General features: G+C 63.1%; 21 protein-coding genes and 2 pseudogenes. 17 read left to right on the forward strand and 6 right to left on the reverse strand.

The window, feature by feature from the left end:
* Positions 1-85: 85 nt before the first annotated feature.
* From trbB to JZY08_RS20545, 11 genes are all read left to right on the forward strand, one after another.
* Positions 86-1,084: a P-type conjugative transfer ATPase TrbB gene (trbB, locus tag JZY08_RS20495; protein WP_009452107.1), complete on the forward strand. Its 999-nt coding sequence runs from the start codon at positions 86-88 to the stop codon at positions 1,082-1,084.
* The gene (locus tag JZY08_RS20500; protein ID WP_009452106.1) at positions 1,081-1,410 is read left to right on the forward strand and encodes a TrbC/VirB2 family protein; all 330 of its coding nucleotides are present in this window, start codon (positions 1,081-1,083) and stop codon (positions 1,408-1,410) included. The genes trbB and JZY08_RS20500 overlap by 4 nt, the downstream gene beginning before the upstream one ends.
* Positions 1,410-1,691: a VirB3 family type IV secretion system protein gene (locus tag JZY08_RS20505; protein WP_097136820.1), complete on the forward strand. Its 282-nt coding sequence runs from the start codon at positions 1,410-1,412 to the stop codon at positions 1,689-1,691. Before JZY08_RS20500 ends, JZY08_RS20505 begins: the two co-directional genes overlap by 1 nt.
* A gap of 10 nt (positions 1,692-1,701) precedes the next feature.
* Positions 1,702-4,221, forward strand: a complete 2,520-nt coding sequence (trbE, locus tag JZY08_RS20510; protein ID WP_112585203.1) for a conjugal transfer protein TrbE — start codon at positions 1,702-1,704, stop codon at positions 4,219-4,221.
* Positions 4,218-4,994, forward strand: coding sequence for a P-type conjugative transfer protein TrbJ (gene trbJ / locus JZY08_RS20515; protein WP_112585205.1), 777 nt, complete (start codon positions 4,218-4,220; stop codon positions 4,992-4,994). Before trbE ends, trbJ begins: the two co-directional genes overlap by 4 nt.
* Before the next feature lie 20 nt (positions 4,995-5,014).
* Complete coding sequence (gene trbK-alt, locus JZY08_RS20520) at positions 5,015-5,302, forward strand: putative entry exclusion protein TrbK-alt (protein WP_112585207.1); 288 nt, start codon at positions 5,015-5,017, stop codon at positions 5,300-5,302.
* Positions 5,303-5,305: 3 nt separating this feature from the next.
* Positions 5,306-6,664: a P-type conjugative transfer protein TrbL gene (trbL, locus tag JZY08_RS20525; RefSeq protein ID WP_097136812.1), complete on the forward strand. Its 1,359-nt coding sequence runs from the start codon at positions 5,306-5,308 to the stop codon at positions 6,662-6,664.
* Positions 6,661-7,350 (forward strand): conjugal transfer protein TrbF, encoded by a 690-nt coding sequence (gene trbF / locus JZY08_RS20530; RefSeq protein ID WP_112585209.1) that lies wholly within the window; start codon positions 6,661-6,663, stop codon positions 7,348-7,350. Before trbL ends, trbF begins: the two co-directional genes overlap by 4 nt.
* A complete protein-coding gene (gene trbG / locus JZY08_RS20535) occupies positions 7,347-8,369 on the forward strand; it encodes a P-type conjugative transfer protein TrbG (protein ID WP_112585211.1) in 1,023 nt (340 codons plus the stop codon). The genes trbF and trbG overlap by 4 nt, the downstream gene beginning before the upstream one ends.
* 68 nt (positions 8,370-8,437) lie before the next feature.
* Positions 8,438-9,541, forward strand: coding sequence for a TrbI/VirB10 family protein (locus JZY08_RS20540; RefSeq protein ID WP_112585938.1), 1,104 nt, complete (start codon positions 8,438-8,440; stop codon positions 9,539-9,541).
* The gene (locus tag JZY08_RS20545; RefSeq protein WP_097136805.1) at positions 9,541-9,825 is read left to right on the forward strand and encodes a DUF2274 domain-containing protein; all 285 of its coding nucleotides are present in this window, start codon (positions 9,541-9,543) and stop codon (positions 9,823-9,825) included. Before JZY08_RS20540 ends, JZY08_RS20545 begins: the two co-directional genes overlap by 1 nt.
* A 176-nt stretch (positions 9,826-10,001) precedes the next feature.
* Here the strand turns inward: JZY08_RS20545 and JZY08_RS20550 are convergent, their stop codons facing one another.
* Together JZY08_RS20550 and JZY08_RS20555 are read right to left on the reverse strand one after the other, a co-directional pair.
* Positions 10,002-10,490 (reverse strand): DUF305 domain-containing protein, encoded by a 489-nt coding sequence (locus tag JZY08_RS20550; RefSeq protein WP_097136803.1) that lies wholly within the window; start codon positions 10,488-10,490, stop codon positions 10,002-10,004.
* 108 nt (positions 10,491-10,598) lie between these two features.
* Positions 10,599-10,874 (reverse strand): metal-sensitive transcriptional regulator, encoded by a 276-nt coding sequence (locus JZY08_RS20555; protein ID WP_097136800.1) that lies wholly within the window; start codon positions 10,872-10,874, stop codon positions 10,599-10,601.
* Between the two features lie 71 nt (positions 10,875-10,945).
* Between JZY08_RS20555 and JZY08_RS20560 the strand changes: the two are divergent.
* Positions 10,946-11,599 (forward strand): annotated as a pseudogene (locus JZY08_RS20560) (type II glyceraldehyde-3-phosphate dehydrogenase); the annotation flags it as partial.
* 31 nt (positions 11,600-11,630) lie between these two features.
* Here the strand turns inward: JZY08_RS20560 and cueR are convergent.
* A complete protein-coding gene (gene cueR / locus JZY08_RS20565) occupies positions 11,631-12,080 on the reverse strand; it encodes a Cu(I)-responsive transcriptional regulator (RefSeq protein ID WP_112585213.1) in 450 nt (149 codons plus the stop codon).
* A gap of 54 nt (positions 12,081-12,134) precedes the next feature.
* Positions 12,135-14,639, reverse strand: coding sequence for a heavy metal translocating P-type ATPase (locus JZY08_RS20570; RefSeq protein WP_142174936.1), 2,505 nt, complete (start codon positions 14,637-14,639; stop codon positions 12,135-12,137).
* Between the two features lie 161 nt (positions 14,640-14,800).
* Here JZY08_RS20570 and JZY08_RS20575 point away from each other — a divergent pair, with 161 nt between their 5' ends.
* Positions 14,801-14,995, forward strand: a complete 195-nt coding sequence (locus tag JZY08_RS20575; RefSeq protein WP_077546174.1) for a heavy-metal-associated domain-containing protein — start codon at positions 14,801-14,803, stop codon at positions 14,993-14,995.
* Between the two features lie 13 nt (positions 14,996-15,008).
* Entirely contained in the window at positions 15,009-15,416 is a 408-nt protein-coding gene (locus JZY08_RS20580) for a DUF305 domain-containing protein (protein WP_112585217.1), read from the forward strand.
* Between the two features lie 70 nt (positions 15,417-15,486).
* On the opposite strand, the gene JZY08_RS20585 is transcribed toward JZY08_RS20580, so the two are convergent.
* Together JZY08_RS20585 and JZY08_RS20590 are read right to left on the reverse strand one after the other, a co-directional pair.
* Positions 15,487-16,419 carry a LysR family transcriptional regulator gene (locus JZY08_RS20585; RefSeq protein ID WP_112585219.1) on the reverse strand — a complete coding sequence of 311 codons (933 nt, stop codon included), beginning with the start codon at positions 16,417-16,419 and terminating at the stop codon, positions 15,487-15,489.
* 36 nt (positions 16,420-16,455) lie between these two features.
* Complete coding sequence (locus JZY08_RS20590) at positions 16,456-16,914, reverse strand: DUF2933 domain-containing protein (protein WP_112585221.1); 459 nt, start codon at positions 16,912-16,914, stop codon at positions 16,456-16,458.
* A 273-nt stretch (positions 16,915-17,187) separates the two neighbouring features.
* Between JZY08_RS20590 and JZY08_RS20595 the strand changes: the two are divergent.
* The 3 genes and pseudogenes from JZY08_RS20595 to glgP form a co-directional block, all read left to right on the forward strand.
* A pseudogene (locus JZY08_RS20595) lies at positions 17,188-17,460 on the forward strand (efflux RND transporter permease subunit); the annotation flags it as partial.
* Positions 17,461-17,650: 190 nt separating this feature from the next.
* Positions 17,651-17,854, forward strand: coding sequence for a DUF2934 domain-containing protein (locus tag JZY08_RS20600; RefSeq protein ID WP_050747024.1), 204 nt, complete (start codon positions 17,651-17,653; stop codon positions 17,852-17,854).
* Positions 17,855-17,912: 58 nt separating this feature from the next.
* Positions 17,913-19,607 (forward strand): alpha-glucan family phosphorylase, encoded by a 1,695-nt coding sequence (glgP, locus tag JZY08_RS20605; protein ID WP_197284066.1) that lies wholly within the window; start codon positions 17,913-17,915, stop codon positions 19,605-19,607.
* Positions 19,608-19,612: the final 5 nt, after the last annotated feature.

The following is a 19,612-nucleotide window of genomic DNA, read 5'->3' on the forward strand; positions in this document are numbered from 1 at the left end:
TTGTTGAATCGGCCCGTTTTGCCGTTCTTTTAGTCATCCCCATCCGGGGACCGCCTTCGCCCTCCTCCCCGGAAACGGGGACGAGATGGCTGGCCAAAATCGCAAACAGGCAACGATCGAACGTGGCGCGCGCATGCTCCGCACCGCGCTCGGGCCTGCCATCTCGGACCTGTTGCGCGATCCCTCCATCGTCGAGGTGATGCTGAACCCCGACGGGCGCATCTGGGTCGATCGCCTCGCCGGAGGACTGGAAGACACCGGCGAGCGGCTGACCGCAGAGGACGGCGAGCGCATCGTTCGTCTTGTCGCCCATCATGTCGGGGCCGAAGTCCACGCCCGCGCGCCGCGCGTCTCGGCGGAGTTGCCGGAGAGCGGCGAACGGTTCGAGGGCCTCCTTCCTCCCGTTGTCACGTCGCCGACCTTCGCCATCCGCAAGCCGGCGGTCGCGGTATTCACCCTCGACGATTACGTCGCCGCCGGGATCATGGCCGACGCCCAGGCTGCGGCGCTGCGCGAGGCCGTCGCCTCCCGCGCCAATATCTTGGTGGCGGGTGGCACCTCCACCGGCAAGACCACGCTCACCAATGCGCTGCTGGCGGAAGTCGCCAAGACGCAGGACCGCGTGGTCATCATCGAGGACACGCGCGAGCTGCAATGCGCGGCGCCGAACCTCGTCGCAATGCGCACCAAGGACGGAGTGGCGACACTTTCGGATCTCGTCCGATCTTCGCTGCGCCTGCGTCCCGATCGCATCCCGATCGGCGAGGTTCGCGGCGCTGAGGCGCTCGACCTCCTGAAAGCATGGGGAACCGGCCACCCCGGCGGCGTCGGAACGATTCATGCCGGCTCGGCCATCGGCGCGCTGCGCCGTCTCGAGCAGCTCATCCAGGAGGCCGTTGTCACGGTCCCGCGCGCGATGATCGCCGAAACCATCGACCTCGTTGCCGTCCTCTCCGGCCGCGGCTCCGCGCGCCGGCTTGCCGAGCTTGCGCGCGTCGAGGGCCTCGGCGCGGACGGCGATTACCGGCTCGCCCCCGCCTTTCCAGACCCCATCCCCACCGACCAAACAGGAGACCCCGCATGATCCGTCGTGCCTTCCGCGTCCGCCGCCATATCGCAACCGCCGCCGCCTTCACCTGGGTCGCGCTCCTGACCTCGCCGGCACTGGCCTCGGGCTCCTCCATGCCCTGGGAGGCCCCGCTTCAGTCGATCCTCGAATCCATCGAGGGGCCGGTGGCGAAAATCGTGGCCGTCATCATCATCATTGTCACCGGCCTGACGCTGGCCTTCGGCGATACCGGCGGTGGGTTTCGCAGGCTGATCCAGATCGTCTTCGGCATTTCGATCGCCTTCGCCGCCAGCTCCTTCTTCCTGTCGTTCTTCTCGTTCGGCGGCGGGGCGGTGATCTGATGGCGGCGTTCCTCGAACAGCTCGACGCCGTGCCGGGGTTCACCGCCCCGGTTCACCGCGCTCTCAGCGAACCCATCCTGCTGGGTGGTGCGCCGCGTTCCGTGGCGATCCTCAACGGCACCGTGGCCGGGGCCGTGGGGCTCGGTCTCCAACTCTGGCTCGCCGGCATCCTGATCTGGGCGATCGGACATCTCGCAGCCGTCTGGGCGGCGAAGCGCGATCCCCTCTTCGTCGAGGTCGCGCGTCGGCATCTGCGCGTGCCTGGCCACTTGTCTGTGTGAGGACCGCGCCATGATGAACCTCGCAGAATATCGCCGCACCGCTTCGCGCCTTGCCGACTACCTCCCCTGGGTGGCGCTGGTCGGCCAGGGCGTCGTGCTGAACAAGGATGGCAGCTTCCAGCGCAGCGCGAAATTTCGTGGGCCGGATCTCGACTCCGCGGTCGCGGCCGAGCTGGTCGGCGTCGCCGCGCGGCTCAACAATTCCTTCCGCCGCCTCGGCTCCGGCTGGGCGATCTTCGTTGAAGCCCAGCGATCCGAGGCCGCGACCTATCCGAATGACGTCTTTCCCGACGCGGCCTCCGCGCTGGTCGATGCCGAGCGCAAGGCCGACTTCGAGGAGGAGGGCAGCCATTTCGTCTCGGACTACTATCTGACCTTCCTGTGGTTGCCGCCGGCCGAGGACGCCGCCCGCGCCGAAAGCTGGCTCTACGAGGGCCGCGAGACCTCCGGCGTCAATCCCTGGGAACTGGTGCGCGGCTTCGTGGATCGCACCGACCGCGTGCTGGCGCTGCTCGACGGCTTCATGCCCGAGTGCCGTTGGCTCACCGACGGCGAGACGCTGACTTATCTTCATTCGACCGTCTCGACCAAACGGCACCGCGTCCGCGTGCCGGAGACGCCGATCTATCTCGACGCCCTGCTCGCCGATGAGGCGCTCACCGGCGGGCTCGAACCGCGCCTCGGCTCCGCGCATCTGCGCATCCTCACCATCACCGGGTTCCCGAGCGTGACCACGCCCGGCCTGCTCGACGATCTCAACCGGCTCGCCTTCCAATATCGCTGGTCCACCCGCGCCATCCTGCTGGACAAGACGGACGCGACCAAGCTGCTCACGAAAATCCGTCGCCAGTGGTTTGCGAAGCGCAAGAGCATCGCCGCCATTCTGAAAGAGGTGATGACGAACGAGCAATCGGCGCTCGTCGACACCGATGCCGCAAACAAGGCGCTCGATGCCGACATGGCCTTGCAGGAACTCGGCGCGGACGTGGCCGGCATCGCCTATGTCACCGCGACCGTCACGGTCTGGGACGAGGACGCCCGCCGCGCCGACGAGAAGCTGCGGCTGGTCGAGAAGGTCGTCCAGTCCCGCGATTTCAGCGTCATGGTCGAGACGGTCAACGCCGTCGACGCCTGGCTCGGCTCGCTGCCCGGCCATGCTTACGCCAATGTGCGTCAGCCTCCGATCTCGACGCTCAACCTTGCCCACACGGTCCCTTCGTCCGCCGTGTGGGCGGGGCCGGAAAGGGACGATCACTTTGGCGCACCCCCGCTGCTCTATGGCAGGACCGAAGGATCGACCCCTTTCCGGCTCTCCCTTCATGTCGGCGATGTCGGCCACACGCTCATGGTCGGCCCGACCGGCGCCGGCAAGAGCGTGCTGCTGGCGCTCATGGCGCTGCAATTCCGCCGCTATGCGGGATCGCAGATCTTCGCCTTCGATTTCGGCGGCTCCATCAGGGCCGCCACTTTGGCCATGGGTGGCGATTGGCACGACCTCGGCGGCCGGCTGACCGAAAGCGCGGATACTTCGGTCTCGCTCCAGCCGCTCTCCCGCATCGAGCAGACGCAGGACCGCGCTTGGGCGGCGGACTGGATCGTGGCGATCCTCCAGCGCGAAGGCGTCACGATCACCCCTGAAGCCAAGGAGCATATCTGGACGGCGCTGTCCTCGCTCGCTTCGGCCCCGATCGAGGAGCGCACGATCACCGGCCTGTCGGTGCTGCTCCAGTCCAACGACCTCAAGCTCGCCATCCAGCCCTATTGCGTCGGCGGTCCCTATGGACGGCTGCTCGACGCCGAGTCCGAAAACCTCGGCGATGCTTCCGTCGTGGCCTTCGAGACCGAAGGGCTTCTCGACACCGGCGCGGCTCCCGCCGTCCTCGCCTACCTGTTCCACCGGATCGCCGACCGCCTCGACGGACGCCCGACGATGATCGTCATCGACGAGGGCTGGCTGGCGCTCGGTGATCCGGCTTTTTCCAAGCAACTGGCCGAATGGCTGGTCACGCTCAGGAAAAAGAACGCATCCGTCGTTTTCGCCACGCAGTCGCTCGCCCAGCTCGAAAAGAGCACGATCGCGCCTGCAATCATCGAAAGCTGCCCGACCCGGCTGCTCCTGCCCAACGATCGCGCCGTCGAACCGCAGATCACCGCGATCTACAGGCGCTTCGGCCTGAACGACCGGCAGATCGAGATCCTCGCCCGCGCCATCCCCAAGCGGGACTACTACTGCCAGAGCCGGCGGGGAAACCGGCTGTTCGAGCTGGGTCTGTCCGAAGTCGGCCTCGCGCTCTGCGCGGCGTCCTCCAAGTCCGACCAGGCATTGATCGCCGACATCCTAGCCGAACATGGCCGCGGCGGCTTCCTCGCCGCTTGGCTGACGGCGCGCGGCGTCGAATGGGCGGCCGACCTCATTCCCAACCTCACCAACATCGCTGTCGCGCCTGACCGGCAGGCGCCCGCGCCACAGGCGCCGGTCCTCGACCTCACCGATGCCCTTGAACTCGACCCAAAGGAGATCATGCCATGACCCGACACCGCTTCCCCCGTTTCGCCGGCGCTTCCCTGCTTGCACTCACGCTCGCCGCGCCGCTGGCGCTTTCGCCGGCCTTCACCACGCCGGCCCACGCCCTCTTTGGCTTCGGCCGGATCGTTTACGACCCGACCAACCACGCCGAGAATCTTTTGACGGCGGCGCGCACCCTTGAGCAGATCAACAACCAGATCACCTCGCTTCAGAACGAAGCGCAGATGCTCATCAACCAGGCGAAGAACCTCGCGAGCCTGCCCTACAGCTCGCTCCAGGCGCTCCAGCAGAACGTGCAGCGCACCCAGCAGCTTCTCGCCCAGGCGCAGAACATCGCCTTCGACGTGCAGTCGATCGACAGCATGTTCCAGCAGGACTACGGCAATCTCTCCCTCAACGCCACTGACCAGCAGCTCATCGCGGACGCGCGCGGCCGATGGGAAAATACCGTGGGCGGTTTGCAGGACGCGATGCGTGTCCAGGCCGGCGTCGTCGGCAATATCGACACGAACCGCGCCGAGATGTCAGCCCTGGTCGGCGAGAGCCAAGGCGCAACCGGCGCACTTCAGGCGACCCAGGCCGGCAACCAGCTCCTCGCCCTGCAAAGCCAGCAGCTCTCCGACCTCATTGCCGTGATCTCGGCCAACGGCCGGGCGGACGCTCTCTCGGAAGCCGAGCGCACCACGGCCGCCGAGCAGGGCCGCATCCAGCGCGAGCGGTTCCTGACGCCCGGCTCCGGGTATCAGCCCGGCAACGCGCGCATGTTCAACAACTGACGGGCCGAAAGGGGGACATCATGGACGGCAAGGTGCTGGCCCGGATCGCGGCCATCATATTCGTCGCCGTCGCCATCACGGCGGCGATCATCGAAATGACCCGCGAGGAAAAGGCCGGGCCAGCGCCGGCCGCTCCGGGACTCCAGCCAGCGGCCGATCCGCTGCGGCTGGAGCAGCGGCGTTGCCAGGAGATGGGCGAGGCCGCCGCCAATGACGCCACGTGCCTACGCGTCTGGGCCGAGACCCGCGACCGTTTCCTTGGCCGCTCACCCGCGCCGGAAGCTCCGGCCGAAAGCGGGGGGCGGTGAGCCATGGGCGGCACCGGCGTCATTGACAACTTTCTCGGCATCTTCACCAGCTACATCGATTCGGGCTTTGGCCTGCTCGGCGGTGAAGTAGCCTTCATTGCCACCACCTTGATCGTCATCGACGTGACGCTCGCCGCCCTGTTCTGGGCGTGGGGCGCCGACGACGATATCATCGCCCGTCTGGTGAAGAAGACGCTGTTTGTCGGCGTCTTCGCCTACATCATCTCCAACTGGAACAATCTCGCCCGCATCGTCTTCGAGTCGTTTGCTGGCCTCGGCCTGATGGCCTCCGGCACCGGCTTCTCGACCGCCGATCTCCTGCGCCCCGGCCGCGTCGCGCAGACCGGCCTCGATGCCGGCCGCCCGCTGCTTGAATCCATTTCCGACCTCATGGGGTGGATCGCGGTCTTCGAGAACCTCGTGCAGATCCTGTGCCTGTTCTTCGCCTGGGCGCTTGTGATTCTCGCCTTCTTCATTCTGGCGATCCAATTGTTTGTCACTTTGATTGAATTCAAGCTGACCACGCTGGCCGGCTTCGTCCTCATTCCATTCGGGCTCTGGGGCAAGTCCGCCTTCATGGCCGAGCGTGTTCTTGGCAACGTCGTCTCGTCCGGCATCAAGGTGCTGGTCCTCGCGGTCATCATCGGCATCGGCTCGACCTTGTTCGGCCAGTTCACAACCGGCTTCGGCGGCGCAACCCCGACGATCGACGACGCAATGGCCGTCGTTCTTGCCGCTCTCTCCCTTCTCGGACTCGGTATCTTTGGCCCCGGCATTGCGGCCGGCCTCGTCTCCGGCGGCCCGCAGCTTGGTGCCGGCGCTGCCGTCGGCACCGGCCTCGCCGTCGGCGGCGCGGCGATCGCAGCTGGAGGCGCGACCATGCTCGCAGCGCGCGGTGGCGCGGCCGCGCTATCCAGCGGAGCCGCCCTGGCTCGCGGCGGCGCATCGACCGCTGGCGCGGCCTCGACCGCATACACGCTCGCTTCCATGGGCGAATCCGGTGCGTCGGGCGTCGCGGCCGGTCTCGGCGGTGTTGCTCGCGCCGGTGGCGCCGCCGCGGTCTCGCCGCTGAAGCGCGCCGTATCCCGCGCGGCCGACAGCCTCAAGTCCAGCCACACCGGAGGCGTCAAGGGCGGCTTCGAGACGACCGGCGGCACTTCCACCATGGGAACGGTCGGCGGGGGAGCCTCACCGGCCCCGGCAAGCGCACCCGCTGCCGACGGCCCGCCCGCCTGGGCGCAGCGCATGCGCCGCAGCCAGGCCCTCAGCCACGGCGTCACGGCCGCCGCCCATGCAGTCCGCTCCGGTGACAGCCACGGCGGCGGCTCCTCTATCAGCCTTTCCGAAAGCGACCGCACATGAATCTGTTCAAACGACCCACCACCCATTTCGGCAAGACGCCGGAACCCGTCACGCCCTATCAGAAGGCCGCCCAGGTCTGGGACGAGCGCATAGGGTCCGCCCGCGTGCAGGCGCGCAACTGGCGCTTCATGGCCTTCGGCTGCCTTTTCCTCTCCGCCGGATTCGCCTCGGCGCTGGTCTGGCAATCTGCGCGCGGCACCGTCGTCCCCTGGGTGGTCGAGATCGACCGCCATGGCGAGTCCCGCGCTGTCGAGCCCGCCGTCGCCGACTATCGCCCGACCGACCCGCAAGTGGCCTGGCACTTGGCCAGATTCATCGAACAGGTCCGGGGGCTGCCCTCCGATCCGATTGTTCTGCGGCAGGCGTGGCTGCGCGCCTACGAGTTCACCACGGACCGGGGCGCCGTGGCGCTCAACGAATACGCGCGGTCAAATGATCCTTTCACCCGTGTCGGCAAAGAGCAGGTTTCGGTCGAGGTCTCCAGCGTGATCCGGGCATCGCCGGACTCGTTCCGCGTGGCTTGGACGGAACAGCACTACGAGAACGGTCAGCTCTCCCGCACCGAACGCTGGACCGCGATCCTCACCATTTTCCTTCAGCAGCCGCGCACCGCGGAGCGCCTGCGCGCCAATCCCCTCGGAATTTATGTGAACGCGATCTCATGGTCGCGGGAGATGAGCCAATGATCCGCAATCCCCACAAAACCGGACTCACGGCTTTCCGTAAATCCGTCTCGGCGGCTTTGCTGGCCACCACGATGCTCGCCGGCTGCGCCACCAACCGCACGCCGCAGTTCAGTTACGATGCCGACGTGCCGGCGCTTCCAGTCGTCCGGACGGCCGTGACCGACAGCACGCCCCGGCCGCTACACACGCCGCCAGGCTGGACCGTCGCACGCGGCGGCACGGCTGCCACCACCCCGGAGGGCCGTGTTGCTAACGCCAATGCGGCAGCTCGCGTCGAGCCGCGCCGGGAGGGTTACTATAACGCGATCCAGATCTATCCCTGGTCGGAAGGTGCGCTGTTTCAGGTCTATGCCGCCGTCGGCCAGATCACGACCATTGCGCTCGAACCCGGCGAAAGCCTGACCGGCGCCGGTCCGATCGCGGCGGGCGATACGACAAGGTGGATTATCGGCGACACCGAAAGCGGCTCCGGCACGACGCGCCGCGTCCATGTGCTCGTCAAGCCGACCCGCGCCGGCATTTCGACCAACCTCGTTATCACCACCGATCGCCGCACCTACCTCGTCGAGCTGCGCGCGAACGAAGAGACGTGGATGCCGGCAGTCGCCTGGGCCTATCCCGCGCCTCCGGCGAGCCAGCGCGTCACCGCGCCGGCCACGCCGATCATACCGGCCGAATCCGCCCGCAATTATCGCTACGGTCTCACCGGCGGCAATCCGCCCTGGCGCCCGATTACCGTCTTCGACGACGGCCGCCGCGTTTACGTGGTGTTCCCGCGCGGCATCGTCCAGGGCGAGATGCCGCCGCTGTTCGTCATCGGTTCGGGCGGCGAACCGGAGATCGTCAACAGCCGCATCCACCAGAACGTGCTCATCGTCGATCGGCTGTTCGGCGCGGCCGAGCTGCGTCTTGGCTCGGGCAAGCAGCAAGAGACCGTCCGCATCGTGCGCGTCCAGCCCGGACAAACCGCCGCGGCCGCTTCCGGCCGAACCACCAAGATCGTGGGAGCGCCGTCATGAGCGGGAATGATGACCGGAAGGAGGAAGGGATTGAACCGGCCGGAGCGGCAGGGCAAACGGCAGGGTCTATGCGCCTGCGCGCCGACGCGCCGCGCGTTACGCGCATTTCGCGCAAAGTTCTGATGGGCGCTGGCCTGGTCGCCGGCATTGGCATCGGCGGAGCGTTGATCTACGCGCTTCAGGTCGTCGAACGCGGCGGCAATCCCGAGGAGCTGATTTCGACCGATCGCCGTCAGACGGCGGACGGATTGCAGGGTTTGCCCGGCAGCTACGGTGACGTGCCGGTCCTCGGCCCGCCATTGCCGGGCGATCTCGGTGGACCCGTGCTGCGCGCCCGCGAGGAAGGTCAGCCGATCCCGGCTACCCCCATGCCGGTTCCCGCAACCGACCCCGAGGAGCAGCGCCGCCTCGCCGAGATGGAAGCCGCCCGCACCAGCGAGATATTCTTCCAGATCAGGGCGGGCCAGACCACGGCCTCGCCCTCGATCCCCACGGTTCCCAGCATGGCCGGGCTGACGGGCGCCGGTGCGCAGGATCGGCACACGGCCTTCCTCAACGCCGAGGTGGACCGCCGCACCGTCGCGCCGGATCGCGTCATGGCGCCGGCGTCGCCCTATATTCTTCAGGCCGGCGCAGTGATCCCGGCCGCGCTGATAACCGGCATCCGTTCGGATCTGCCCGGACAGATCACCGCCCAGGTAACGCAGAACGTCTATGACAGCCCGACCGGCGCGCTCCTCCTCATTCCGCAGGGAAGCCGCCTGATCGGCGAATACGATGCAGGCGTGACGTTCGGGCAGCGCCGCGTCCTCTTGGTGTGGAATCGTCTCATTCTTCCAAACGGCCGCTCGATCGTGCTGGAGCGCCAGCGTGGCGCCGATGCATCGGGCTATGCCGGTCTTGAAGACGGCGTCGACTACCACTGGTGGGACCTGATGAAGGCCGCGGGCCTCTCGACGCTTCTCGCCGTCGGCGCGGAGTTGGCGACAAGCGATGAAGATCGTCTGATCCGCGCCATCCGCGACGGAGCGCAGGATACGGTGAACCAGGCTGGGCAGCAGATCGTGCAGCGCCAATTGCAGGTCGCCCCCACGCTGACCATCCGACCAGGCTTCCCGGTCAGGGTCATCGTTGCCCGCGACCTTGTCCTCGAACCTTACGGAGCCCACTGATGAGCAATCTCAAGCTCGGCCCGCTGCCCAAGCTCGGCATTGTGCGCATAACCGTGCCAATGCCAGAGCCGCTGAAAGAAGAACTCGACCTCTATGCCGCCGAATACGGTCGCCTCTATGGCGAGGTCGATGCTGCCACGCTGATTCCGCATATGCTGGAAGCATTCCTACGCTCGGATCGCGGTTGGCGCAGCCGCAAATCGAAGCTCGGCGGGAAGAGCCGCGTGGCGGCTTCGGCCCGGCCCGAGGGAGGTGCTAAGCCAAACTTGACCGAAAGTGAATAGCGATCGAGAAGCATCCCCGGCCTTCCTTCGCTCAACTCGGAAAGCAGAGCGCCGCCAAAGGCCGCATGGCGGAGACTGCACCGCAACTTAGGGGAATCTCATCCGGCGCGGCCAACAGGTGGCAAACATTGGCAGACCCGGGCGAGCGGCAAAGTCTCCAATCTTCGAGTTACGAGCTATAGACGCTGCCTAATTTGCTCCATTTGCTGAATCTCCTCGCGTTGCGCCTTTGTGATCGACTCGCACAAAGTTTTCAGTTCGGCATCGCGAAGGTCCGCTTCCCGACACATCAGGATTGCTCCCGAATGGTGGGGAATCATCGAGTCGACGAATTGCCGATCGTCGATCAGCGCCTGACTCCGCGTGGCCCAGAACGAACCGGCGGTTAGCAAAACGAAAAGGAGGTAGAGTACTATATTCACGCTGCGGTGGCGAAACATGCCGGGCATTGTTGCCAGCATGAAGATACCCATTGGAGCCCACATGGTGATGGCCATGTAGAACATATTGAAGTTGTTGCGAAAATCACCCCAACCGTCGATCATCGAGAACATCACGACATACATAACGATGAGACCCAGGATCATATTGATCCAAAACATGAGATATGGTCGGCCGTGGGAACCATCGGAGTGACCGCCATGCGCTTGATGGATTTCTGACATCGGTGTCTCCTTTTGCATGTATAGTACCGGGGTACGCTCAATCACTTTGACGTTGTCATGCGATATGGCCCGGCGTGCTTACTCCGAACCCGTAAATCGCTTGCACGCCTAGAGCTTGGCCTTCGCGAAAACGTCGACCAATTCATCAAACTTTCGTCGCTGAACCTCCGCATTGCCCGAGATGATCGCTTCTTCAACGCAACAAGCCGCATGGGCCTTCAGCACTTGAGTTTCGACCTTCGAGAGAGCGGCTTTTACTGCATGAAGCTGATGAAGGATTTCGATGCAATAGCGCTCATCCTCCACCATCTGACCGACGCCGCGGACCTGTCCGGCAATTCGGTTAAGAGAGGTCAGAATACTGCTCCTGTCTTTGTCGCACATGCCAATACCCCTACATGGTATGGGTACTGAACTCTTGAAACGCTGGTCGGTTCCAAAGGGCGTGCAACTTCTCCTTTGCCGCGCAAAACTCCTTCGCCAGTGCGGTCGGACGTGATGCGACCCGTGTCGTGTCGTGCAACACCATGTCTATCGTCCGAACGCTGACCGCTCTGAAGCGCGCTCAAGGCACCTTGCTGAGACGGGCAACGGACCCTTGGGAAAGCCACCTTGGCGGCATAATGAATACGCTCGTTCCCGAGCCCGAGATACCTAGCCATCAGGGTCCAGATGCCCAGAAAGTCGACCCGGATCTGGATGTCGTGACCATGGCCGTGAAGGTGCCGGAGACAATTGCACATCTGCACTACTGGTCGGTGCAGCTCACGCGAAATGCGGAGAAGGAGGAAGTCCTTGACGCATTCCGCGCGTCGTCCCGGATAGCTCTAGTACGAACGGCCGACGGCCTCACCGCTATCAACACGATCAAGGAACTGATGGCTGACCTCGATAGGCCGTTCGGCAACCTATATGAAGTCGCGCTATGGGAGGACATGCTGCGCACCGAGCGGGATGAGCTCTTCTACGCCTACATGGTGGACAATCAAGCGATCGTTATTCCTGATACGATCGACGCCATTCGCGCATTGTCTGGCCTGACACAGAATGCCGAGTTTTCCATTGCACGGACCAACACCGCCCTCGGCGTCACGCAACGGTTCTATTAACCCGCAAGCGAGTGCCGCCCAAAAGCGGCACTCATTCGGAAATGCCCGCGACTGCGCCTTTGCGCGGCCTAATCGACACATCCTCGTCCTCCTCATCGGTCTCCAGGCGCGTGAGAATTGGACAGTGAGGGCGATGGTCGCCACGGCAGGCGTTGACCAACATCTTCAGTGTTTGTGCCATTTCCTGCAAGGCTTGGATCTTTCTCTCAAGTTCCGCGATATGACCCTCGGCCAACCGCTTGACCTCCGCACTCTGGCGCGACTCGTCCCGCCACAGTTCCAGAAGTCCGTTGATCTCAGCGACGGAGAAGCCAAGGTCGCGTGCGCGACGGATGAAACGCAGCATATGCACGTCTGTATCTGAGTAGTCCCGATAGCCGGACCCTGTACGATCTGCCCGTGGTATCAAGCCGGTCTGCTCGTAGTAGCGGATCATCTTGGCCGAAACGCCGGATGCTCTGGATGCTTGTCCAATGTTCATGAGCGATTTCCCTTCGTAGTGGACGCCGTCCTTGGCAGGCGGCGTCACCCTTCATTAATGAGCAGCCCGAAAGCGACGAAGCCGCAGGGCATTGCCCAGCACGAACACACTCGACAAGGCCATCGCGCCCGCCGCGAACACGGGCGAGAGAAGGATACCGAATCCGGGGAAAAGCGCGCCCGCCGCCACAGGGATGAGCGCCGTATTGTAAGCGAATGCCCAGAATAGGTTCTGTCGAATGTTGCCGATTGTCGCCTTCGACAACGCTATCGCGTTGGGCACGCCTTGCAGGCTGCCTGACATCAGTACGACGTCGGCGGCTTCGATTGCTATGTCCGTGCCCGTCCCAATGGCGAGACCTACATCCGCCTCCGCCAAGGCCGGGGCGTCGTTGATTCCGTCGCCGACGAAGGCCACCTTGCCATATTGTTCCTTGAGACGGCGAACCGCATCAACCTTGCCGTCCGGCAACACCTCCGCCGCCACGTCATCGATCCCGAGTTGAGCGGCGATGGCCTTGGCGGTGCGCATGTTGTCCCCGGTGATCATCGCAACCTTCAGGCCAAGACCGTGCAACGCCTTGATTGCGGCGGGCGTGGTCTCCTTGATCGGGTCGGCCACTGCGATGATCGCCGCGATCTTTCCCTCTATCGCAGCATAGAGCGGCGACTTACCCTCGTTACCGAGACGTTCGGCCGTCTCGCTAAACTGCGCAACGTCATGACCGAGCTCGACCATGTATCGATCAGCGCCGATTTCGACGCGCCGACCCTCGACCAAAGCTTTCACACCGAAGCCTGTTACCGATTCAAAGTCAGACACCGCCGGCATCCGAACGCCTTCCGCAGCGGCCGCATCCACGATCGCCCGCGCGATTGGATGTTCCGATTTCGCCTCGACAGCAGCCACCGTACCCAGAACCTCGGGTCGGTCGAAGCCTGCGGCAAGTTCCAGATCGGTCAAGGCCGGCTTTCCTTCGGTTAGCGTACCCGTCTTGTCCACGGCGACCACACTGGCGTCTTTCAGCAACTGGAGCGCCTCGCCTTTGCGAAAGAGGACCCCCAGCTCCGCACCGCGACCTGTGCCGACCATAATGGACGTCGGCGTAGCCAGACCCATGGCGCAGGGGCAGGCGATGATCAGGACGGCGACAGCGTTGACCAGCGCGAAGGTGAGGGCGGGCGACGGCCCGAAATACAGCCAGGAAGCAAAAGTGAACGCCGCTACCACAAAGACCGCTGGCACAAACCACATGGTTACCTTGTCGACCAGCGCCTGGATGGGAAGTTTGGAACCCTGTGCCTCCTCCACCATACGGATGATCTGCGACAGAACCGTATCCCCGCCGACCGCCGTCGCCCGGAAAGCGAAGGCGCCCTTCTGGTTGACAGTGCCGCCCACGACCACGCTACCGATCGCCTTCGAGACCGGAACAGGTTCTCCGGTAATCATCGACTCATCGACATAGCTATCACCTTCGACCACTTCACCATCGACGGGAATGCGTTCGCCGGGGCGAACCTCAACGATGTCGTCGGAAGTCACCGAACCGATCGGCAAGTCGACCGTCTTGCCATCCCTGCGAACCCGCGCAGTCTTTGCCTGAAGGCCGACCAGCCGCTTGATCGCCTCGGACGTGCGCCCTTTGGCACGGGCTTCCAGCAAGCGGCCAAGCAGGATGAGAGTGACTATGACTGCCGCAGCTTCGAAATAAACGTTGATCGTTCCAGGCGGGAGGAAGCCCGGTGCGAAGGTTGCAACCAAGGAGTAGCCGTAGGCAGCAAGCGAACCGACCGCCACCAGTGAATTCATGTCGGGCGCCATCCGCCAGAGGGCTGGAATTCCCTTGTCATAGAAGCGAATGCCCGGAACGAAGAGCACGAGGGTCGTCAGCACGAACTGGATGTACCAGCTCCACTGCATGCCGATTGTCGATTCGATCAATGCACGACCGCCTGGGATGACATGGGATCCCATTTCCATGAGAAAGACTGGAGCTGTAAGCACCGCAGCCATCGTGAAATCACGGGCCAGTTCGCGCCGCTCCGCTTCCTTTCTCTCCGCTTGCTCGGCATTTGCATCCTCGTGGTCAGGGCCGGCATTTGCGCGCACTACCTCGGCTTCGTAGCCAGCATCTGCGATGGCGGCGATCAACTCAGCCGTGTTGGCGCCGCCGCGCACCGTGGCCCGTTCCGTGGCCAGATTGACCACTGCCTCGGTAACCCCTGAAACAGCCTTCAAGGCGCGCTCGACCCGCCCGACACACGACGCGCATGTCATGCCTTGGATCGACAGCTCTACGAGGCCGGTCGGCCCTGCGGCTTGGGACGGTACCGAATAGCCGACCTTCTCGATCGCCTCGATCAGAATTGCCTTGTCAACATATGATCTGGTGGTGACATTCGCGCGTTCCGTAGCCAGATTGACCGATGCGGCCTCGACACCGGGAACAGCCTTCAGGGCTCGTTCGACTCGGCCAACGCACGACGCGCAGGTCATGCCCTCTATCGGCAGCGATATAGCTTCAGACATCTCATTGGTGCGGACGGGGGCATTCATCGCCTCTTCCTTTCTTATTCGAAGAATCAAATTCTGGAGGAGGATCAGGCTTCCAACGATAGGAAGGTCAATAGAATAAATCCTTGCATGTGACCCTTGACCTTACCATCGTTGGAAGGCCCATCTTGTTCAGCATGAGAGCCGAACAAAGGAGATTTCTCATGCTGCTCAAGATCGAAAACATGACCTGCGGGGGCTGCGCAAGGTCGGTGACAAAGGCGATCCAGTCCGTCGACCCGAACGCTACGGTCAAGCCGGACCCCGCCGCTCGCACGGTCAAGGTCGAGACGGCGGCAACCGTCGCCGATATCGAGCGCGTTCTGGAAGAAGCCGGCTATCCTGCGGTCGCAACCTGATGAGGATGAAACGATGAACAGGCTAACCCCGATTTTCATAGGTGGCGCAATCGCCATCAGCGTGGGCCTGGCACTCGCTCAAACCCAGATGGAAAACAATGGCGCTATGCAGGGGCACAATATGCCCGGCATGAACATGCAGGGCATGGACATGTCCGCCGCGGACGAACCCTCGACCAAGGCTTACATGGCCGTCATGGAAAGCATGCAGAAGAACATGCTGATGGACTATTCAGGCGATGCCGATGTCGACTTCATGCGCGGCATGGTTCCCCATCATCAGGGCGCTATCGACATGGCAAAGGTCGTTCTCGAGTACGGTCGCGCCCCTGAGGTCCGCAAGCTCGCAGAAGACGTGATCAAAGCCCAGGAAGGCGAGATCGCCATGATGAAGAAGTGGCTCGCCGATCGTGGCAAATAACGCCGGTCGGGCGGCTTCTTGAGCCGCCCGACCAATCCCTGCATCTTACACAGGCTCAGGAGAGGGCGCGCTATTGCGCGTTTGACCCTGTCGAGCCCGGAGACCACGACGTTGCCATAGAACGCGCCATGCTAAGCAACCTTCGGAAGGCCGGGTTGTCATTACGTGGAGACCATACGGCGCTAAATGGCAAGATTTCCCCGAGAATCGCCCGATAGCACACGCCGGGGAACTGAGCCGCAGTCATCGCCTCGCTAACGACCGTCAATCCGCGGCCCAGAGCCACGAGTGGGAGCAGGTTCTCTCGTCCGACAAAATGGACGGTGATCTCAGGGTGCTGACCCAGACCAGCCAAGCGCTGAACCAGGTAGTCGTGAATTTCTTGGCCGGGGGCCACGTCGTTCACGACGAAAGTTTCGTCAACAAGGTCGGTCCAATCGACCTCGTCGCGCCCGGCTAACGAATGATCTTCCGGTAGAACCGCAAAGACGCGCTCAGACCAAAAATACGAGGTGTCGCAATCAGACCAGAGGCGGGTGCCGGTAAGGAAGGCGACGTCAAGAGAAAACTGGCGGATCGCCGCCACATGCTCTGAATGATTGCCATCGATGAGTTCAACCTGAACCCTCGGATGCGCGCGATGATATGCACGCAATAGTTCTGCAAGAAACCCCGAGGCAATCGATGAGAATATTCCGATCCTCACGAAGCCGTCTTCAGAACGCCCTATGGCAGCAATATCTTCGGCTCCGTCGTCGACGTTTCTGAGAATTTGTCTTGCCCGCCCAAGGAACCGTTGCCCTGCATGGGTCAGCGAAATCCCCCAGGTGTGCCGGTGAAACAGCGAGGCGCCGATTTGATCCTCAAGGTCAGCAATACATCGACTGACCGCTGATTGCGATAGCCCGATGGCCGCCCCGGCTTTGCGGAAGCTGCCATGCTCGGCCACGACCACGAAGGTGTTAAGGTGACGCAGCTCTATTGCAGGTGGTCGCCTAGCCATGACAGCAGCCTCCTACGAGGCGCTAGGCCGTTAAATTCAGGAGATGCCAAATCCAACGGCTCGCGCCACTGTTCGGGTCCAAGCTGTCCGATACCCGCGTCGATCACCCTCGCCCCTCGTTCGCTCGTATCCGTGCAGCGACGAGCCGCGCAGCGAGTAACGGGTTTCGGATCTGGCATGTCGCGATTCGAAGTGCCGTTGGTCATGCTTCGCTCTCGCTACCTGAAGCTGATCCATTGGAGGCCAGCGGCTGTCTTGGTCGGCACGCCTTTCGTGATGATTATGTCCATATGCGCCATGCTTCCGATGCATAAAGATATGGAGTACCGGACAACTCAAAATGAGAAGCCAAGGCAACCAGCCCAGAGTGTGAGCACGACGCTCCGTGATCAGGTAAAAGGCGGCGATAGCGCGAAAGCCGTAGAGGGCGGCGCTGCTCGCTGTAAGCTTTGAACGGCGAGCGTTACCGCGTTTGCCTATCTGAGTTCTGGTCATATTGCTCCTCCAGTATCGCGCGTGGGCTCGGTAGGTGCATGGTTTGCGCCACCGCCCGTAAGCCGACCGCGAGGCAACTGTTGTTGAGATAGCAATGCCCGTCTGGCGGAGTCTTTAATCTCGATTAAGGTGTCGGGAACGACGAGGCTACCCTGCGCGGTTCGCCAAAAGGCCAGCCTGGACGGGTCCGGTTCGACTTCTCGCCCATCAATGTGGAGGGCTTCGGTGGCCAGAGGAGCTACGCCATCACCGCTTTGATCGGGAACGGACATGTCGCTCCCGATCGACACAGTTCGGAGCAAGGTCGAGCTCAGGCGCGGTGCCACCTCGATCAGCACCGAGAACGGCCAGCTTGCGAACTATGTCTGCGTCGACGTCAGAGGCCGTGATCTCGGCGGCTATGTCGCCGATGCCCGAAGGGCTGTTGCGGAGCAGGTGACACTGCCGCCCGGCTACACCATCGGGTGGAACGGCCAGTTCGAATATCTGCAACGTGCCGAAGCACGCATCAAGATCGTCGTGCCGGTTACACTAATCATCATCTTCTAGCTGCTCTATGCATGGCGCTCCCGATGTCCAAGCCTAATTTCATACCTTCAGTGAATAACACAGCATTGGAGTTAAGGAGTTGGGGGGCCAGTACGTCATCTTTAACCTCCATCAACGATTGCTGTCCAACTCGGGCTCACACTGCCATGCGCAAAAAGAAGTCCGACATCGAAGAAGGAGCACTATCATGTCAGAAGCGCAGGCCACTCTGGAGAAGGACGTTGTTCGACCCAAGATCGAGCTGCGAGCTTATGAAATCTGGGTGCGTGAGGGTTGTCCGAAAGGTCACGACCTAGAGCACTGGCTGCGCGCCGAAGCCGAGATCGTGGGGGAGGGCGCCGAGCCCGAAGCGACGGATGAGGTCGCAGATTCTGCCAAGAAGAAGAAATAATCCGTCGATCGCGCGAGTGACGCCGACAAGCGGGCTTCCTCACACCGGGAGGGTACTCTTGGATTTTCTGGATCGGGCTGTTCAGCGGACGCGCTTTGCGTATTTCTCGATGGAGATCGCGCTTCGCGCCGAGATGCATACTTACAGCGGCGGGCTGGGTGTGCTCGCCGGGGACTCGGCGCGCTCGGCGGCTGATCTCGATCTACCAATGGTGTTCGTTACGCTCGTGAGCCGCCAGGGTTATGCGCGGCAGGAGATCGACAACAGTCATGCGCAGGTCAGCCATGCTGATCCGTGGTCGCCCCAAGACTTTGCGACCGCCTTGCCGCAGATGGTAGCTGTGTCAATCGAGGGACGTGCGGTGTGGGTGCGCCCCTGGCTCTATGCGCTGGAATGCCAGCTGGGGCATGTCATCCCGGTGCTGCTGCTCGACACGGATCTCGCGGAGAACGCCGTGGAGGATCGCCGGATCACCGATGCGCTTTATGGTGGGGACCAGGCCTATCGGCTGAAGCAGGAGATCGTGCTCGGCGTCGGCGGCCAGAGCGTGCTGCGTGCGCTCGGCTTCCGCATCGAGAAATATCACCTCAACGAAGGCCATGCAGCGCTGCTAACCCTGCCCCTTCTAAAAGGAACGCGGCGGCCAGACGGCGTTCACGCGTCCGATCCGATCGACAGCTACGACGTCTCGGCGGTTCGCGAGCGCTGCGTGTTCACGACGCACACGCCTGTGGAAGCCGGGTTCGACAAATTCGACTATGACCTCGTTGAGCGCGTGCTCGGCGACTACATTGAACGCGATATCCTGGCGCACCTCGCCGGCGCCGATCAGCTCAATATGACGCATCTGGCGCTGAATCTCAGCGGCTATGTCAACGGTGTCGCCCGCCGGCACGCGGAGACGACGCGCAAACTCTTCCCAGGCTATACGATCGCCTCGATCACCAATGGCGTTCATGTCCATCGATGGACGCATGGCGCCATTGCCAGACTGTTCGAGCAGCAATTCTCAAACTGGGCGCACGAGCCCGAGGTCCTCGCCTTCGCCGATCAGATCGGCGACAACGCCTTGTGGTCGGCACACGGGGACGCAAAGCATGATCTGCTGGCACGGATCGCGCAGGCGACGGGGAGGCAATTGCGTCCCGACCTGCCGCTGATCGGATATGCGCGGCGCATGACCGCCTATAAGCGGCCCGAGCTCATCTTCTCCGACATGGAGCGCTTGCGCGAGATCGCGAACGCTCAACCTTTCCAGATCGTCCTGGCCGGCCTTGCGCATCCGAACGATGGCGGCGGGCAGGAAGCGATACGCGCGCTGGGGGCGCATATCGATGCACTTGAAGGCACGATCCCGGCGGTATTCATGCCTGGGTACAATCTCGACGTTGCCGCCGCGTTGGTCGCCGGTTGCGATGTCTGGTTGAACACGCCGCTGCCGCCGCTCGAAGCATCCGGCACGAGCGGCATGAAGGCCGCCCTCAACGGCGCGCTCAACCTGAGCGTCCTCGATGGTTGGTGGATCGAGGGCTGTGTCGAGAGTGTGACGGGCTGGTCGATCCCCAGCAATGGTGCCGAGGCGAGCGATGCGGGAGCGCTCTATGACAAGCTGCGGGCTGTGGTGCTTCCCCTCTATCACGGTGACCGGGGACGCTGGATCTGGATGATGAAGCAAGCCATCAGCAAGATCGGGTCGTCCTTCAATTCTCATCGGATGATGCGCCGCTACGTCACCGAAGCCTATTTGCGTTGACGAGG

This window comes from Rhizobium sp. X9, assembly GCF_018873185.1.
In the GTDB taxonomy this organism is placed as follows: Bacteria; Pseudomonadota; Alphaproteobacteria; order Rhizobiales; family Rhizobiaceae; genus Agrobacterium; species Agrobacterium oryzihabitans.

Coding starts and splice junctions, on each gene's coding strand:
- JZY08_RS20500 (WP_009452106.1), top strand. CDS start 1,081: ATGATCCGTCGTGCCTTCCGCGTCCGCCGCCATATCGCAACCGCCGCC.
- trbB (WP_009452107.1), top strand. CDS start 86: ATGGCTGGCCAAAATCGCAAACAGGCAACGATCGAACGTGGCGCGCGC.
- trbK-alt (WP_112585207.1), top strand. CDS start 5,015: ATGGACGGCAAGGTGCTGGCCCGGATCGCGGCCATCATATTCGTCGCC.
- JZY08_RS20575 (WP_077546174.1), top strand. CDS start 14,801: ATGCTGCTCAAGATCGAAAACATGACCTGCGGGGGCTGCGCAAGGTCG.
- trbG (WP_112585211.1), top strand. CDS start 7,347: ATGATCCGCAATCCCCACAAAACCGGACTCACGGCTTTCCGTAAATCC.
- JZY08_RS20540 (WP_112585938.1), top strand. CDS start 8,438: ATGCGCCTGCGCGCCGACGCGCCGCGCGTTACGCGCATTTCGCGCAAA.
- JZY08_RS20590 (WP_112585221.1), bottom strand. CDS start 16,914: ATGACCAGAACTCAGATAGGCAAACGCGGTAACGCTCGCCGTTCAAAG.
- trbJ (WP_112585205.1), top strand. CDS start 4,218: ATGACCCGACACCGCTTCCCCCGTTTCGCCGGCGCTTCCCTGCTTGCA.
- cueR (WP_112585213.1), bottom strand. CDS start 12,080: ATGAACATTGGACAAGCATCCAGAGCATCCGGCGTTTCGGCCAAGATG.
- JZY08_RS20545 (WP_097136805.1), top strand. CDS start 9,541: ATGAGCAATCTCAAGCTCGGCCCGCTGCCCAAGCTCGGCATTGTGCGC.
- JZY08_RS20550 (WP_097136803.1), bottom strand. CDS start 10,490: ATGTCAGAAATCCATCAAGCGCATGGCGGTCACTCCGATGGTTCCCAC.
- trbF (WP_112585209.1), top strand. CDS start 6,661: ATGAATCTGTTCAAACGACCCACCACCCATTTCGGCAAGACGCCGGAA.
- JZY08_RS20555 (WP_097136800.1), bottom strand. CDS start 10,874: ATGTGCGACAAAGACAGGAGCAGTATTCTGACCTCTCTTAACCGAATT.
- trbL (WP_097136812.1), top strand. CDS start 5,306: ATGGGCGGCACCGGCGTCATTGACAACTTTCTCGGCATCTTCACCAGC.
- JZY08_RS20600 (WP_050747024.1), top strand. CDS start 17,651: ATGTCAGAAGCGCAGGCCACTCTGGAGAAGGACGTTGTTCGACCCAAG.
- JZY08_RS20570 (WP_142174936.1), bottom strand. CDS start 14,639: ATGAATGCCCCCGTCCGCACCAATGAGATGTCTGAAGCTATATCGCTG.
- JZY08_RS20585 (WP_112585219.1), bottom strand. CDS start 16,419: ATGGCTAGGCGACCACCTGCAATAGAGCTGCGTCACCTTAACACCTTC.
- JZY08_RS20505 (WP_097136820.1), top strand. CDS start 1,410: ATGGCGGCGTTCCTCGAACAGCTCGACGCCGTGCCGGGGTTCACCGCC.
- JZY08_RS20580 (WP_112585217.1), top strand. CDS start 15,009: ATGAACAGGCTAACCCCGATTTTCATAGGTGGCGCAATCGCCATCAGC.
- trbE (WP_112585203.1), top strand. CDS start 1,702: ATGATGAACCTCGCAGAATATCGCCGCACCGCTTCGCGCCTTGCCGAC.